This window comes from Caenimonas soli (assembly GCF_013155545.1).
GTDB classification, from domain to species: Bacteria; Pseudomonadota; Gammaproteobacteria; order Burkholderiales; family Burkholderiaceae_C; genus Ramlibacter; species Ramlibacter soli.
The window spans coordinates 13,325-28,839 of the sequence record NZ_JABJVV010000002.1; the positions used below are offsets into that span (position 1 = coordinate 13,325).

Here is a 15,515-nt window from a genome sequence, read left to right on the forward strand (position 1 = left end):
TTAAGGAATTTCAGTTAGGAAATTTTCGTAAAGAGCATGAAAGAGGGCGAGTACTAAAGCAGTCCGGTGACCACCGTCGGGTATTTCAAAGCGAGCTTCAGTTCCCGCTTGAGCCGGCGGTTGTCCAGCCGCCGCGATTCCGACATGAAGCTCAGCAACATCAGCGGCAACTCGTCCTGGGCGGTGCTGCGCGGCACGCGGGGTGGGCGTGGCAAGCCATAAAGGTCGGCGGCCAGGTCGAAGTAGTCGCCCATCTTCAGTTCGGTGTCGTCACTGACGTTGTAGATACGCTGCGGCTTGCCGCGCCACAGGGCTGCGACGACGGCGCGCGCCAGGTCGTCCGCATGGATATGGTTGGTATAGACGTCGTCGCTGGCCTCGAGCACGGCCGTCCCCTTTTGCAAGCGCTCGCGGGGCGTGCCGCCTTCGCGATCGGGCGCATAGATGCCGGGGATGCGCAGGATGCTGGCCTGCACGTGCGCCGCACGGCCGTAATGGCGGATGGCCATCTCGGCATCGGCGCGGCGCTGGGCGCGGGGCGTGCGCGGGCGGGGCGGCCGGCTTTCGGCGACCTTCTCGCCGCCACAGTCGCCATACACGCCGCTGGTCGAGCCATACACCAGGGATGCAGGCGGGCTGCGCCGCCTCAGGGCCTGCAGCAGGGCGGCGGTGCGCAGATCGCGCCACCACTGCAGGTTGCCTTCGCCCGGCGGCGGCGCCAGGTGCACGATGCGCGTGGCCAGGCCGGCGAGCCGCGACAGCGTCGCCGGTTCATCGAGGTTTCCCAGCAGCGGCGTGATTCCGGCCGCCCGCAAGTGGCCCATCCGATCGGCCGATGAAGTCAGCGCCAGCAGCCGCACCCTGCCCTGCAGCCCGCGGGCCGCGCGCACGCCCACATCACCGCAACCGATGATCAGCACGCGCTCGCGGCGGAAGCGCGCGGGCAATGCGCCGAGGGGACTTTGGAATGAAGGCAAAATCGTATGTTTGACAACAAAAGAGCCCGAGGATACTCAATACATGACCACCGCCCAGGCCCCAGCGGGTTCTTTCCAGGTTACGGTCCAGCCCAGCGGACGCGCTTTCGGCGTCAATCCCGACGAAGCCATCCTGCCGGCCGCCATTCGCCAGGGCATCGGCATGCCCTATGGCTGCAAGGACGGCGCCTGCGGCTCATGCAAATGCAAGAAGCTTGAAGGCATCGTGGTGCATGGCCCGCACCAGAGCAAAGCCCTGAGCGCCGAAGAAGAAGCGGCCGGTTACATCCTTACCTGCTGCGGCGTGCCGCAGACCGACGTGGTGATCGAGTCGCGCCAGGTCACCGACGAGAGCGCCTTCCCCATCAGGAAGATGCCCTCGCGCGTGATGTCGCTCGAAAAGAAATCGCCCGATGTGATGGTGGTCAAGCTGCAGCTTCCCGCCAACGACACCATGCGCTACCACGCGGGCCAGTACGTCGAGTTCATCCTGCGCGACGGCGCACGGCGCAGCTACTCCATGGCCAACGCGCCCCACACCATGGTCAAGGCCGACGCCGCGGTGCCCGGCGCCCCCGCGATCGAACTGCACATCCGCCACATGCCCGGCGGCAAGTTCACCGACCATGTGTTCACCGCAATGAAGGAAAAGGAAATCCTGCGGGTCGAGGGGCCGTACGGCAGCTTCTACCTGCGTGAGGATTCCGACAAGCCGATGGTGCTGCTGGCGTCTGGCACCGGCTTTGCGCCTATCAAAGCCGTCATGGAGCACATGCAGTTCAAGGGCATCACCCGCCCCACCACCTTGTATTGGGGTGGCCGCCGCCCCGCCGACTTGTACCTGGACGACTGGGTGAAGCAAAAACTGGCCGAGATGCCCAACCTGAAGTACGTGCCGGTCATCTCCAATGCCTTGCCCGAGGACAACTGGACCGGCCGCACGGGCTTCGTCCACAAGGCGGTGCTGGAAGACTTTCCCGACCTGTCGGGCTACCAGGTCTACGCCTGCGGCGCCCCGATCGTGGTGGACTCGGCGCGCACCGAGTACAGCGCCATCGCGAACCTTCCACCCGACGAATTCCACGCCGACGCATTCACCACCGAAGCCGATAAACACAAAGACTAGCAAGCCCTCAACGAAAGGACTCACGATGACGGAGAAGAGAATTCGCAACCTGGTGATTGCCACCGCGGCGGCGGCGGTGCTGGCAGCTTGCGGCGGAGGCGGCGGAAACCCCGGGGCCACGTCAGGGTCCGGGGGGACCACGACGACGACCACGACTACCGTTTCCGCGGCGTCGGCCGTGGACAAATACGTAGGCACCTGGCTGCTTTGCTTGTCCACCGGCGTTGGCTCCACATCCCAGACCCTGGTTTTCGCGAAGACGGGCGATGCGGCTCTGTCCTATACGTTCACGTTCCGCACCCACACTGCGTCTGGTTGTACCGGCACGGCGACGGTGATCGGCGAAGGCACGGGCACGGTGGCAGTCACCGGCACCAAGCTCGTGGGAACCGAAATCGTCGACAAGTGGATCACCACCGAGAACGGCCAGACGCAAAAGATGCTTGCAGTGATCAGGAACAGCCGCCTCTTCTTCAGCATCGAGCGCGACCAGCCGGGCTTCACCGAAGATTCCGAAGGCTACCCCAACACGCTCGACGAGGGCAGTTCGCTCGCAAAACAGTGATGCAGCGACAGGCCTGTGTTCTTCATTTCTTCCCCGATCGCCCCGGCGACCGCGCTGTGGGCTTAGGGGTCCCGGCTTTCGACAATGCCGTAGCAGAGGCGGACAGTCGGTCAACAGCAGCCTTATACGCCGCGCTGTCCTCTCGCCGGTCCACCGCCAGCACCATCACAATGAGTTTGTCGTCTTCGACCTCGTAGACCAACCGCACGCCCTGCTTGTTGAGCTTGATCTTGTAGCAGCTGGAAAGAGGCCCGTGCAGTTCGCCGCCTGGCACGTGAGGATTGTCAAGGCGCTTTGCCAGCAGCTTCTTCAGGTTTTGGCGGATAGAGCCGTCTAGGTCGCGCCACTCTTCGAGTGCGTCCGGCAGGAAGAAGAGCCGATATTTGTGTTTGGGAGCCTGCTTAGAGGTCGTCAATGCCTACCTCGACCGCCTTGGACTTGTCAGCCATGCGCCGAAGGACTTTTCGATGCAGCTCCTGGTCAGCCAACTCCTCCATGAACGCTTCGAACAGCAATGGCTCGACCATGTAAAAGGCTGGGCGGTTGTGGTTCAGAACGGCCACGGGCCGATTGTTCGCTCCCCGCAGCACAGCCGCCGGGTTCTTCTTGAACTCGGACATGCTCACCGCGATGTCTGCGAGAATAGCTTCCATTTGGGCTCCGTAATCAGAGCCAAATATAGCTACAACCTGTCGAATTGTCAATCGGCGCTGCTTACCCGGTATGCTTGAGCCGCTCAAAACCTCATGCCGCGCATCAGCAGCAAGAGCTCGGTCTGAGCGCTGGTATTTGTCTTGATGAACAGGCTCTTGATCTGACTGCGAACGGTGGCCACTGCCGTGCCTGACGCGGTGGCTATTTCTGCCGGCGAGCTGCCTTCCAGAAGCCCACCCAGCACCCGGACCTCTGCCGCCGACAGGCCGAAAAGCTCGGCCACGGCGGCCGCGGCGCCATGGCCATCGGTGCGGGGCAACTCGATCAGGAACAGAAATCTCTCAGGCCCATGGACACCCAACGAGGGCACCTCTTCGGATGGCAGCTGCATCAGCGTGCCGCCAATGACCTGGGGCGGGCTGCCAGGCAGCACAGCAACAATGCGGACCGGGTTGCTGGCGCTGCATGCGGCCAAAGCCTCAGGCACCGATGGAGAGCAACTGGCGCCGATGCCACGCAGTTGGCCAAAACGCACGCAGCCCTCGGGCAGGCTTCGCAGGAAAGATGCGGCAAGCTGGTTGTGATGGTGCAAGCGGCCTTGGCGATCGAGCACCAGGCTGGCGACGCGTGTAGCGCCCAAGGCTTTATCCATCCGTTCATCCGCCAACGACCGCACGTTGCGCTGGATCCGTAATGCCCGTTGCAAATGGGGCACGAGCTTTTTCAGGCGCTCCTTCTCGGCGCCTTGAAAAGGCAGGGCTCCCGGGGGCCTGTACCAGGACACATTGGTGAAGGGCATCCGGTCTGCTTCGCTGCCATCGAACAGCACACCGCCGACCAGGCTCTCGATGCCGTGGGGCTTGCAAAACTCGTTGAAGAACGCGGTCTTGACAAGGCGCTCAGGGGGCAGCAGTTCGGATCCCACCACCCAGGTGCCACGACGCATCTGGCCCGTGCGGCGTGCGGCCAGTGCCCATTCGTCCTGCGTATGCCAGTAGGAGCCGAAACCGTGCAGCATCTCGGCCGGCTGGTTGTGCACATGCACGAAGGCTTCCGGCTCGGTATGGCTGTGCGAGCTGAAAAGGAAAGCCGAGCTGGCGTCGATGTGGCTCGCAATCCGGCCCAGTGCATCGCCCCATTGGCTCGGGTGCAAGGCCGCGTCGTACACGCCGGACAGCATCATGTCCCAGTCAGTTCCGCCCGTGGCTCTTGGATGATGCATAGCTCAGCACTGAATCTAGCACGGTGATGGGACGGGCCGCAAGTTCTGCACAATACGAGGCATGAAACGCAGATCCCTCGTCCTCTCCGCCATGGCCGCAGCAGCGGCCGTTTCGTCACCGCTGGCCCTGGCGCAGGCCCGGCCTATCCGCCTGATCGTTCCCTATGCCGCGGGCGGACCGATCGATGTCACCGCCCGTTTGATGGCCGAGCGGGTGAAGGATTCGCTGGGCACCGTCATCATCGACAACAGGCCGGGTGGCGGCGGCAACATCGGCGCCGACGCGGTGGCCAAGGCTGCCCCCGACGGCCTGACCATCGGCATTTCCGCCGTGGCAACGCATGCCATCAACCCCTGGCTCTTTGCCAAGATGCCCTACGACGCCGGCAAGGATTTCGCGCCCATCACGCAGATGGTTCGCGTGCCCAACGTGCTGGTGATGAACGCGGACACCGCTGCACGGCTGAAGATCAACACCCTGGCCGATCTCATCGCCTATGGCAAGGCCAACCCCGGCCGGCTCAACTACGGCAGCGGCGGTAACGGCAGCGCCGGCCATCTCGCCGGCGAGATGTTCAAGCAGGGCGCGGGCATTTTCGCGGTGCACATCCCCTACAACGGCGGCAGCCCGGCCCAACTGGCGCTGCTTTCGGGCCAGGTCGATTTCAACTTCGACAACCTGGCCACCGCCGCTCCTAACATCCGCGCCGGCAAGCTCAAGGCGCTCGCCGTCACCACGCTGGGCCGTTCGCCGGCGCTGCCGGACGTGCCGCCGGTGGCGGACACGCTCAAGGGTTTCGCCATCGACACGTGGTGGGGGCTCGTTGCGCCCGCGGGCACTCCCAGAGACGTGGTGGCCAAACTCAACAGCGCCTTCGTCGCTGCTTTGCAATCGCCCGAAGCGAAGACACGTTTCGCAGCACTGATGGCGGAACCCGTGACAAGCAGCCCGGAAGAGTTCGGCCGATTCATGAAGGCCGAATTGACCAAGTACGAAAAACTAGTAAGGCTTTCGGGCGCAAAGGTGGACTAAAGACCACGGACTCAGGGAAAGTCCTTGTGTCGTAAAAGGGCGTCCTACGCCCCGTGTGAGGTTTCTCCTACACGCCTTTTCGTTACCGGTGGGTACATTGACTCTTCCAGAACGATAAGCAGGAGTGGAGTCATGGTAGTGCTGCGCACCCTTCTCTGGCTTCTTTTCATTGCCTCGGCGCTCGCTGCGCCCGTGGCTGCCCAAGTGGCTGTGGGACCGGACGGCACCGCTGTCGGCCCTGCTCCACGCGGGGCCTGGCTGCCCGGCGGCCGAAGTTATCTGGGCTTGAATCTGGGCCGCTCCCGCTACAACATTTCCTGCGGCACCACGGCCCTGCTGTGCGACGACAGCGAGCGCTCGGTCCAGCTCTACACCGGCACCATGATCGGCAACTTCTGGGGGGTCGAACTCGGCTACCTCAATATGGGGCGGATCGCCCGCGCGGGCGGCGAAACCCGGTCGCAGGGGCTGAACCTAAGCCTGGTGGGCAAAACCCAACTGACACCTTCGCTTCGCTTGTTCGGCAAGGTCGGCACCACCTACGGCCGCTCGGAAACCTCCGCGCTCGCCGCCAGCAGCATCGTCACTGGGTCCGAGCAGGGCTTTGGCCTGTCCTACGGCGCCGGCGTGAGCTTCGACTTCACGCCCCGGCTCTCGGCCACGCTTGAATGGGACAGCAACGATTTCCGCTTCCCGGGTGGCGCGCGCGACCCGGTGCGCTCGACCAGCCTCGGACTGCAGTTCCGGTATTAGTGTGGCTTACTCGCCCAGGTAGGCGGCGCGCACCTTGGGGTCGTTGAGCAAGCCCTTGGCCTCGCCGCTCATGGTGATGAGGCCCGACTCCATCACATAACCGCGGTCGGCGATCTGCAGCGCCCGGCTGGCGTTTTGCTCCACCAGCAGCACGGTGACGCCCTGCGCATACACCTCGCGCACAACCTCGAAGATCTTGTCGACCATGATGGGCGACAAGCCCATCGACGGCTCGTCCAGCAGCAGCACCTTGGGCCGGCTCATGAGCGCGCGGCCCATGGCGAGCATCTGCTGCTCGCCGCCGGACATGGTGCCGGCCAGCTGGTCCCTGCGCTCCTTGAGCCGCGGGAAGATGGTGAAGACCTTGTCCATGTCGGCCGCGATCTCCGGCGTGTCGGTGCGAATGTGCGCGCCCATCTGCAGGTTCTCTATGATGGTCATGCGCGTGAACACGCCGCGGCCCTCGGGCACCATGGCCAGGCCCTGCTTGACCAGGTCCCAGGCGCCCTTGCCCTTGATGCTCTTGCCCAGGTATTCGATATCGCCGGCGTTCAGCGGCAAGGTGCCGGTGATCGCCTTCATGGTGGTGGTCTTGCCCGCGCCGTTGGAGCCGATCAGTGAGACCAGTTCGCCCTCGCGCACCTCGAAATCCACGCCCTTGACGGCCTGGATGCCGCCATAGGCCACCTTGAGGCCGGTGACTTTCAGCAGTGTTTGTGCCATCTCAGTGTCCTCCGGTGCCGAGGTAAGCCTCGATCACCTTCTCGTTCTTCTGTACCTCGGCCGGCGTGCCTTCGGCGATCTGCTTGCCATAGTCGAGCACCGTCACACGGTCGCACAAGCCCATGACCAGCTTCACGTCGTGCTCGATCAGCAGGATGGTGCGGTTGTCCTTGCGGATCTGGTCGATCAGCTGGCGCAGCATCACCTTTTCCGTGGCGTTCATGCCGGCGGCGGGCTCGTCGAGCGCGATCAGCTGGGGATCGGTGGCCAGGGCCCGCGCGATCTCCAGGCGGCGCTGGTCGCCATAGGACAGCGTGCGGGCCTTGTAGTCGGCGAACTTGGCGATGCCCACGTACTCGAGCAGTTCCTTCGCGCGCTTGGCAATGGCCTTCTCTTCGGCCTTGAAGCCGGGTGTGCGCAAGATGGCGCCAATCAGCCCGGAGTGGGTGCGGATATGGCGGCCCACCATCACGTTCTCCAGCGCCGTCATTTCGGCGAACAGGCGGATGTTCTGGAAGGTGCGCGCGATGCCCGCCTTGGCGACCTCGTGCACCGCGCTGGGCACATAGGGCTTGCCCGCCAGTTCGAAGCTGCCGCTGTCCGGCGTATACAAGCCGGTGATGACGTTGAAGAACGTGGTCTTGCCGGCGCCATTGGGGCCGATCAGGCCGTAAACCTGGCCGCGTTCGATGGTGATGCCCACATCGCTGAGGGCTTGCAAGCCGCCGAACCGCTTGGAAATGCCGGCGACGCGAAGTACTGTTTCTGCCATGTCGCCCTCTTATTTGGGAGTGTTCTGTAGCGACTTGCCGTGTTCCGGCGCGGGCCAGAGGCCGCGCGGACGCATCAGCATCACGATGATCATGGCCAGCGCGATCAGCAACTGGCGCAGGATGGCGGCGTCGAGGCGGCCCTCGGTCATGGCCTGCAGCGGGCCGGCGACGTAGCGCAACACTTCCGGCAAGGCCGACAGCAGCACCGCGCCCAGGATCACCCCCGGCAGGTAGCCGATGCCCCCCAGCACGACCATCGCGACGATCATCACCGACTCCATCAGGCTGAACGACTCGGGCGAGATGAACTGCTGGAAGGCGGCGAACATGGAACCGGAGACGCCGCCGAAGGTGGCGCCCATGCCGAAGGCCAGCAGCTTCATGTTGCGGGTATTGATGCCCATGGCCTTGGCGGCAATCTCGTCCTCGCGGATCGCCATCCAGGCGCGGCCGATGCGAGACAGCTCCAGCCGGTGGCAGATCACCACGCTGGCTATAACGAGTGCCAGGAACAGGTAGTAGTAGAGCGTGACCGAGGCGATCTCATAGCCCAGGATGTCGAACGGCTTGCCCAGGTTGACGGCCCAGAAGTGGATCGGGTCGATCTGGTTCAGCCCCTTGGGCCCGTTGGTGATGTTGACCGGGTGGTCCAGGTTGTTCATGAACACCCGGATGATCTCGCCGAACCCCAGGGTCACGATAGCCAGGTAGTCCCCGCGCAGCTTCAGGGTGGGCGCGCCCAGCAGGATGCCGAACATGCCGGCCAGGGCCGCGCCCGCGGGAATCACGATCCACAGGGGCAGGTGCAGGCCCTGCGGAAACATGGCTGCGATCCAGGGGAAGTTGTCGGTGAGGTGCGGCGAGGCCAGCAGGCCGAACATGTAGGCGCCGATGGCGTAGAACGCGACGAAGCCCAGGTCGAGCAGGCCGGCATAGCCGACCACGATGTTCAGGCCCAGGGCCAGCAGTACGTACAGCAGCGCGGTGTCGGCGATGCGCACCCAGGCATTGCCCTGGGTTTGCAGCAGCAGCGGCAGGATCAGCAGCGCCGCGGCCGCGACCAGGAACACCACGTATCTGTTCTGCTTGTTGATGAAGTTCATCATGTTGGTGTTCTCCTCTTAGGCCCGATCCGCCACGCGTTCGCCCAGCAGGCCCGAGGGCCGCAGCGTCAGCATGATGATCAGCACGATGAAAGCGAAGATGTCGGAGTAGTGGCTGCCCAGCACGCCGCCTGTGAGCGCGCCGATGTAGCCGGAGCCGATCGATTCGATCAAGCCCAGCAGGATGCCGCCCACCACCGCACCGGCCAGGTTGCCGATGCCGCCGAACACCGCCGCGGTGAAGGCCTTGAGGCCGGGCAGGAAGCCCATGGTGTGCTGCACCGTGCCGTAGTTGGAGGCGTACATCACGCCGGCGATGGTCGCCAGGACGGCGCCGATGACGAAGGTGGCCGAGATCACCACGTCGGGCTTGACGCCCATGAGCGCGGCGACCCGCGGGTTCTCTGCCGTGGCGCGCATCGCGCGGCCCAGCTTGGTGTAGTTGACCAGGTACATCAGCACGGCCAGCGACACGGCCGTGAGGCCCAGGATCATGATCTGCGTGGCCGTGATCACGGCGCCGCCCACCTGGAAGGGAACGGCCGGCAGCAGTGTGGGATAGGGCTTGTAGTTCGGCTTGAAGATGATCATGGCCAGCGTCTGCAGCAGGATCGACATGCCGATGGCGGTGATCAGGGGCGCCAGCTTGGGGCTGTTTCGCAGCGGCCGGTACGCCACCTTTTCGATGGTGAAGTTCAGGGCGGCGGCGACCACGCAGGAAATGATCAAGGCGATGATCAGGATCACCCAGCCGGGCATCCAGGGCAACGACTCCTGCATCGTGGTGATGATGGCCCAGCTGGTGAGCGCACCGACCATCAGGACCTCGCCGTGCGCAAAGTTGATCAGGTTGATGATGCCGTACACCATGGTGTAGCCCAAGGCCACCAAGGCATACATGCTGCCGAGAACCAGACCGTTGATGATCTGCTGCAGCAGGATTTCCATATTAGGTTACTCCGTTTGTTTTTCTGACGGCCGCCGGCCTCGTGAGCCCGCATCCATCTAGCAAAAAACCCGCCAGGATACGCATGGGCGGGTTTGTGGTGAGCGATTGTAGCCAAGCGTTCTTACTACAAGAACAGGCTGCGACCGGGGTTTACCCTGGAAGAGAATGTCCCGTTAGGGACGTTGCGCTCCGATTAGTTTTTCTGATTGTTGAGCTTTTTCAGCTCACGCAGCTTATCCGCAATGCGGATTTCCAGGCCACGTTCGACCGGACGGTAAAACTCCGGCGCCCGCATGCCCTCGGGAAAATAGTTCTCCCCGGCGGCAAAGCCCCCCTCTTCGTCGTGCGCGTAACGGTAGTCACGGCCGTAGTCGAGGTCCTTCATCAACTTCGTCGGCGCGTTGCGCAGATGCAGGGGCACGGGCCGGGTGCCTTCCTTCTTGATCAGGGCCTTGGCTTCGTTGAAGGCGTTGTAGACCGCGTTGGATTTGGGCGCCATCGCCAGGTAGATCACGCACTCGGCCAGCGCCAGCTCGCCCTCGGGCGTGCCCAGCCGCTCATAGACTTCGGCCGCGTCCAGCGCCAGGCGCAGCGCGCGCGGGTCGGCCAGGCCGATGTCTTCCGCCGCCATGCGGATCAGGCGCCGCGCCATGTAGCGTGGATCTGCACCACCATCGAGCATGCGCATGAACCAGTACAGCGAGGCGTCGGGGTCGGAGCCGCGCACCGATTTGTGCAGGGCGCTGATGGTGTCGTAGAACTGCTCGCCGCCCTTGTCGTAGCGGCGCATGCGCTCGCCCAGCACCTTGAGCAGCCAGGTGTCCGTGATCTCCTCGATCTTCTCCTTGCCGGCGGCGACTGCCAGGGTTTCGAGCGTGTTGAGCAGCCGCCGGGCATCGCCGTCGGCGTAAGCGATCAGGCGATCCAGTGCCGCCTGTTCGATCGCGGGCACCGCGCCGATGCCCTGGGCCTTGGCCACGATCTGCTGCAGGTCGGCCTCGGCCAGCGGCTGCAGTACGTACACCGCCGCACGCGAAAGCAAGGCGGAGTTCACTTCGAACGAAGGGTTCTCGGTGGTGGCGCCGATGAAGGTGAACAGCCCCGACTCGACGTGGGGCAGGAAAGCGTCCTGCTGGCTCTTGTTGAAGCGGTGCACTTCATCGACGAAGACGATGGTGCGCCGGCCGCCGCCGCCCACGCCGGAGGCGTTTTCCAGTTCCGTGCCTTGCGCAATTTGTGCAGCTTCCACGGCATCGCGGATGTCCTTGACGCCACCGAGCACGGCGCTGATGGTGATGAACTGCGCATCGAACGCATCGGCCATGAGCCGCGCGATGGTGGTCTTGCCGGTGCCCGGCGGGCCCCAGAGGATGCAGCTGTGCGGCTGGCCCGATTCGAACGCGATGCGCAAAGGCATGCCTTCGCCCAGCAGGTGCTGCTGGCCGATCACCTCGCCCAGCGTCTTGGGACGCAGGCGCTCGGCCAGGGGCTGGTGGGCGGTGGCGACGGTCTTGGGCACGGGTGGAATTATGGATCCCGCTCCGTTTATAGTCCCGGCCCATGGATGCTTCACTCTGGTCAACCTTTTCCGCCTTGTTCGGCGCGCTCGTCGGCGGCGGCATCAGCTACCTGCTCAATCGCCAGCAATTTGCCAACCAGCTGCGCTTGTCGCAGGAGCAGCATCGCACCGAATTCATGGCCGAGGAGACCGCGCGAGCGTTCCTCAGTCACAAGGGCTTCACGGACCGGTCGTTCGACACCTTGCGCAACCACCTCGGTGGTTTCGAGGATGACGAGCTGCGCAAGATCCTGGTGCGCGCCGGCGCCATGCGCATCTACCGCGAGGACGGCACCGAGTGGTGGCGCCTGCTCTCGCGCATGGACGAATTCATCGAGCGCAAGACGCTGGAGAAGGTGACGCGCGAGATCTGAGATTTCTCTTGCGGCCTTGGCCGCACACTTGTCAGTGCGGGCCTGACAGCCTTTTCTTGCGGGGCAAGGCCCCGCACACTTGTCATTGCGGGCTCGACCCGCAATCCAGGACTCTCGACAGTTGCTCATGGACTACTTCGTCTACCTCATGGCCAGCCAAAAGAACGGCACGCTGTACGTTGGAGTGACCAATAACCTCGTGAGGCGCGCGTACGAGCACAAAAACGGTTTGGTGGAGGGCTTCACGGATCGCTACGGGGTGCATCAACTCGTCTGGTTCGAGTCCACGCCGTCGGTCGAGGCCGCGATCCACAAGGAAAAGCAGATTAAGAACTGGAAGCGGGAGTGGAAGATTGCTCTGATCGAGAAGAACAATCCGCAGTGGCTGGATCTTTACGAAAGCATTCTCTAGCGAGGCATGGATGCCGGATCAAGTCCGGCATGACAGCCCTTCTTGCGGCTTGGCCGCACACTTGTCATTGCGGCCTTGGCCGTACAGTTGTCATTGCGGGCTCGACCCGCAATCCATGGCATGACAGCCTTTCCTTGCGGGGCAAGGCCCCGCACACTTGTCATTGCGGCCTTGGCCGCACACTTGCCTACTGCTTCACCACGTCCGCGCCCTGCGGCGGCTTGAAGTTGAAGACATCGGGCGACACCGCCACGTTCAGTTCCATCTTGTTGAAGGTCAGCATGGAACGCTGGCCGAAGCTGTCGAGGATTTCCAGCGCCGCCAGGTCGTTGCCGCGGAATCCGATCTTCACCAGGTGCAACTGCCCCTCCTTCGCCTTGGGCGTGGCCTGGACCCATTGCAGGCCGTCCTTGGTGCCGGCGGCCTCCAGGTTGAAGTCCTTGCGCAGCGCAGTCAGGTCGGGCGCCGCGGCGATGAGCGCGGCCGGCGTGGAGCCCAACGCCTCGGCCTGTTTGCGCGAGGTCACCTGGCGGAGGTCGGCGTCGTACAGCCACAGTGTCTGGCCGTCGGCGACGATGGTCTGCTCGAACGGTTTCTTGTAGTTGAAGCGAAACCGGTTGGGCCGCGCGAACTCGAAGGTTCCCGACGATGTCTTGCTGCGCGCCGTCTGGCCCTCGCGGGCGGGCGACGTGACGATCTGCGTGAATTCGGCGCGGCCGCTCTTGGCCGACTTGACGAAGTTCTCCAGGCTGTCCAGGCCCGAGGCCTGCGCCGACAGCGCGAAGGCTGAAACCAGCAATGTCGCGACTAACTTTTTCATGAAACTCCCTTGTGTGTGGCTGTCATGCCGGACTCGATCCGGCATCCATTTTGGCGCGCCGCGATGGATTGCGGGTCAAGCCCGCAATGACATGCCGTTGGGTTCGTCCCGCGGCCGGAAGTTCGCAACCGATCGCTATTCGGCGCGATTGGGCACCAGGATCTCGCGCTGGCCGCTGCCGCTCATGGCGCTCACCAAGCCAGCCTTTTCCATATCTTCCACCAGCCGCGCGGCGCGGTTGTAACCAATCTTCAGGTGTCTTTGCACAAGGGAAATACTGGCCTTGCGGTTCTTCAGCACCACTTCCACGGCCTGGTCGTACATCGGGTCCTTTTCCCCCGCAGGTCCGCCCTCGCCCAGGATATCGCCGTCCTCATCGACCGTGCCACCCTCGAGCACGCCCTCGATGTAATTGGGCTCACCGCCCTGCTCCTTCAGGTAGGCCACGACGCGATGCACTTCCTCGTCGCTGACGAAGGCGCCGTGCACACGGATCGGGAAGCCGGTGCCGCTGGGCATGTAGAGCATGTCGCCCATACCCAGCAACGCCTCGGCGCCCATCTGATCGAGGATGGTGCGGCTGTCGATCTTGCTCGAAACCTGGAACGAGATGCGGGTCGGGATGTTCGCCTTGATCAGGCCGGTGATCACGTCCACGCTGGGGCGCTGGGTGGCCAGGATCAGGTGGATGCCCGCGGCGCGGGCCTTCTGCGCCAGGCGGGCGATCAGCTCTTCGATCTTCTTGCCCACCACCATCATCAGGTCGGCCAGCTCGTCGATCACCACCACGATATGCGGCAGGCGCTCCAGCGGCTCCGGGCTGTCGGGCGTCAGGCTGAAGGGGTTGTAGATGAACTGCTCTTTGGCCTTGGCTTCGTCGATCTTATGGTTGTATCCGGCGAGGTTGCGCACGCCCAGTTTGCTCATGAGCTTGTAGCGCCGCTCCATTTCGCCCACGCACCAGTTCAGGCCATGCGCAGCCTGCCGCATGTCGGTCACCACCGGCGCCAGCAGGTGCGGGATGCCCTCGTAGACCGACATCTCCAGCATCTTCGGGTCGATCATCAGGAGGCGCACGTCGCGCGCCTCGGCCTTGTACAAGAGCGACAGGATCATCGAGTTGATGCCCACCGACTTGCCCGAGCCGGTGGTGCCGGCCACCAGCACGTGCGGCATCTTGGCCAGGTCGGCGACGATGGGGTTGCCGATGATGTCCTTGCCCAGGCCCATAGTCAGCATGGACTTGGCTTCGTTGTAAACCTGCGAGCCCAGGATCTCGGAAAGGCGGATCGACTGGCGCTTGGCGTTGGGCAGTTCCAGCGCCATGTAGTTCTTGCCCGGAATGGTTTCGACCACCCGGATGGATATCAGGCTGAGCGATCGCGCCAGATCCTTCGCCAGGTTGACGATCTGCGAACCCTTGACGCCCGTGGCCGGCTCGATCTCGTAGCGCGTGATTACGGGGCCCGGCTGCGCTAGCACCACCCGCACTTCCACGCCGAAGTCCTTGAGCTTCTTCTCGATCATCCGGCTGGTCATTTCCAGCGTTTCCGGCGCCACGGTCTCCTGGCGGGTCTGCGCGCCATCGAGCAGGTCCACCTGCGGCAGCTTGGAGTCGGGCATTTCGATGAACAGCGGCTTTTGCCGCTCCTTGGCGACGCGCTCGCTCTTGGGCACCTCCACCACGAGCGGCTCGATCAGCACCGGCGTGGGATGGTGTTCCTCGATCTCGATGCGTTCCTCGATCAGGACTTCCTCGCGCTGGCGAGCGGCCTTCTGGCCAAACGCCAGGTCCTGCGCAATCTCGCGCTTCTCGCGGCGCGACTCGATGAAGCCGTCGATACGCGCGCCCAGCCGCTCGGCGACATGGCTCCAGGAGAATCGGAAGACGACGGCCGCGCCGAGCACGACCAGCGCCACGAACACCAGGCCCGAGCCCGTGAAACCCAGCCACTTCACGCCCAGCGGCCCGATCAGGTAGCCCAGCGCGCCGCCCGCGTGATCGGGCAGCCGCGTTTCGAAGCGGTACAGCCGCGACCACTCCAGCGCGGTGCTGGCGCAGAGCAGCACCGCCAGGGCGATCCAGAAAGCCAGGCGCGTGCGGGAGAACCTGCCCACTTCGGGCTGGGGCAGCGGCTCGCCGCGCATCCAGCGCGCCAGCGTTGCCAGCCAGGCGCGTATGGCGGCGGCGAAACACCACCAGACCGAGAAACCAAGGAGAAAGTAGCTCGCGTCCGCCAGCCAGGCGCCCAGGCGCCCGCCCCAGTTGCGGATAGCAACGCCCGTACCGGAGGTGGAAAAAGCAGGGTCCTGCGCCGAATAGCTCACCAGGGCGAGCAACCAGAAGACCAGGGCCACGAGCCCCAGCACCAGCACGAATTCATGGGCGAAGCGGCCGACGCCGGCGCGCGGCGCGGATCCGGCGGCGCCCGGGTTGTTCAGGGTATTGAGGGAGTAAGTCATGGAACAGGGC

At 64.0% G+C, this 15,515-nt stretch carries 17 protein-coding genes; 6 read left to right on the forward strand and 11 right to left on the reverse strand.

The genetic code is table 11. The features are described 5' to 3' along the window. Positions 1–53: 53 nt before the first annotated feature. On the reverse strand, positions 54–977 hold the full coding sequence (locus tag HNE04_RS03440) for an NAD-dependent epimerase/dehydratase family protein (protein ID WP_172216796.1): 924 nt from the start codon (positions 975–977) through the stop codon (positions 54–56). A gap of 43 nt (positions 978–1,020) precedes the next feature. Between HNE04_RS03440 and HNE04_RS03445 the strand changes: the two genes are divergently transcribed. Further along, positions 1,021–2,103 (forward strand): CDP-6-deoxy-delta-3,4-glucoseen reductase, encoded by a 1,083-nt coding sequence (locus tag HNE04_RS03445; RefSeq protein ID WP_172216798.1) that lies wholly within the window; start codon positions 1,021–1,023, stop codon positions 2,101–2,103. A 25-nt stretch (positions 2,104–2,128) separates the two neighbouring features. Next, positions 2,129–2,668 (forward strand): hypothetical protein, encoded by a 540-nt coding sequence (locus HNE04_RS03450; protein WP_172216799.1) that lies wholly within the window; start codon positions 2,129–2,131, stop codon positions 2,666–2,668. Between the two features lie 22 nt (positions 2,669–2,690). On the opposite strand, the gene HNE04_RS03455 is transcribed toward HNE04_RS03450, so the two are convergent. From HNE04_RS03455 to HNE04_RS03465, 3 genes are all read right to left on the reverse strand, one after another. Beyond that, positions 2,691–3,083, reverse strand: coding sequence for a type II toxin-antitoxin system RelE family toxin (locus tag HNE04_RS03455; protein WP_172216801.1), 393 nt, complete (start codon positions 3,081–3,083; stop codon positions 2,691–2,693). Next, complete coding sequence (locus tag HNE04_RS03460) at positions 3,070–3,321, reverse strand: type II toxin-antitoxin system Phd/YefM family antitoxin (RefSeq protein WP_172216803.1); 252 nt, start codon at positions 3,319–3,321, stop codon at positions 3,070–3,072. The genes HNE04_RS03455 and HNE04_RS03460 overlap by 14 nt, the downstream gene beginning before the upstream one ends. Positions 3,322–3,404: 83 nt before the next feature. Next, on the reverse strand, positions 3,405–4,544 hold the full coding sequence (locus tag HNE04_RS03465; protein WP_172216805.1) for a helix-turn-helix transcriptional regulator: 1,140 nt from the start codon (positions 4,542–4,544) through the stop codon (positions 3,405–3,407). A 61-nt stretch (positions 4,545–4,605) separates the two neighbouring features. On the opposite strand from HNE04_RS03465, the gene HNE04_RS03470 reads away from it, so the two are divergent. After that, on the forward strand, positions 4,606–5,577 hold the full coding sequence (locus tag HNE04_RS03470; RefSeq protein ID WP_172216807.1) for a Bug family tripartite tricarboxylate transporter substrate binding protein: 972 nt from the start codon (positions 4,606–4,608) through the stop codon (positions 5,575–5,577). Between the two features lie 132 nt (positions 5,578–5,709). Further along, the gene (locus HNE04_RS03475; protein WP_172216808.1) at positions 5,710–6,330 is read left to right on the forward strand and encodes an outer membrane beta-barrel protein; all 621 of its coding nucleotides are present in this window, start codon (positions 5,710–5,712) and stop codon (positions 6,328–6,330) included. Between the two features lie 6 nt (positions 6,331–6,336). Here the strand turns inward: HNE04_RS03475 and HNE04_RS03480 are convergent, their stop codons facing one another. From HNE04_RS03480 to HNE04_RS03500, 5 genes are all read right to left on the reverse strand, one after another. Then, positions 6,337–7,053 (reverse strand): ABC transporter ATP-binding protein, encoded by a 717-nt coding sequence (locus tag HNE04_RS03480; protein ID WP_172216809.1) that lies wholly within the window; start codon positions 7,051–7,053, stop codon positions 6,337–6,339. 1 nt (position 7,054) lies between these two features. Further along, the gene (locus HNE04_RS03485; RefSeq protein WP_172216810.1) at positions 7,055–7,825 is read right to left on the reverse strand and encodes an ABC transporter ATP-binding protein; all 771 of its coding nucleotides are present in this window, start codon (positions 7,823–7,825) and stop codon (positions 7,055–7,057) included. 9 nt (positions 7,826–7,834) lie between these two features. Then, entirely contained in the window at positions 7,835–8,929 is a 1,095-nt protein-coding gene (locus tag HNE04_RS03490; RefSeq protein ID WP_172217362.1) for a branched-chain amino acid ABC transporter permease, read from the reverse strand. Between the two features lie 18 nt (positions 8,930–8,947). After that, positions 8,948–9,877, reverse strand: a complete 930-nt coding sequence (locus tag HNE04_RS03495; RefSeq protein ID WP_172216811.1) for a branched-chain amino acid ABC transporter permease — start codon at positions 9,875–9,877, stop codon at positions 8,948–8,950. A 194-nt stretch (positions 9,878–10,071) separates the two neighbouring features. Beyond that, entirely contained in the window at positions 10,072–11,397 is a 1,326-nt protein-coding gene (locus HNE04_RS03500) for a replication-associated recombination protein A (protein WP_328700255.1), read from the reverse strand. Between the two features lie 41 nt (positions 11,398–11,438). On the opposite strand from HNE04_RS03500, the gene HNE04_RS03505 reads away from it, so the two are divergent. Next, positions 11,439–11,810 (forward strand): hypothetical protein, encoded by a 372-nt coding sequence (locus HNE04_RS03505; protein WP_172216812.1) that lies wholly within the window; start codon positions 11,439–11,441, stop codon positions 11,808–11,810. 127 nt (positions 11,811–11,937) lie between these two features. Continuing rightward, entirely contained in the window at positions 11,938–12,222 is a 285-nt protein-coding gene (locus tag HNE04_RS03510; protein WP_172216813.1) for a GIY-YIG nuclease family protein, read from the forward strand. A gap of 187 nt (positions 12,223–12,409) precedes the next feature. On the opposite strand, the gene lolA is transcribed toward HNE04_RS03510, so the two are convergent. Beyond that, positions 12,410–13,042: an outer membrane lipoprotein chaperone LolA gene (gene lolA, locus HNE04_RS03515; protein WP_172216814.1), complete on the reverse strand. Its 633-nt coding sequence runs from the start codon at positions 13,040–13,042 to the stop codon at positions 12,410–12,412. Between the two features lie 135 nt (positions 13,043–13,177). After that, positions 13,178–15,505 carry a DNA translocase FtsK gene (locus HNE04_RS03520; RefSeq protein WP_172216815.1) on the reverse strand — a complete coding sequence of 776 codons (2,328 nt, stop codon included), beginning with the start codon at positions 15,503–15,505 and terminating at the stop codon, positions 13,178–13,180. Between the last annotated feature and the right edge of the window lie 10 nt (positions 15,506–15,515).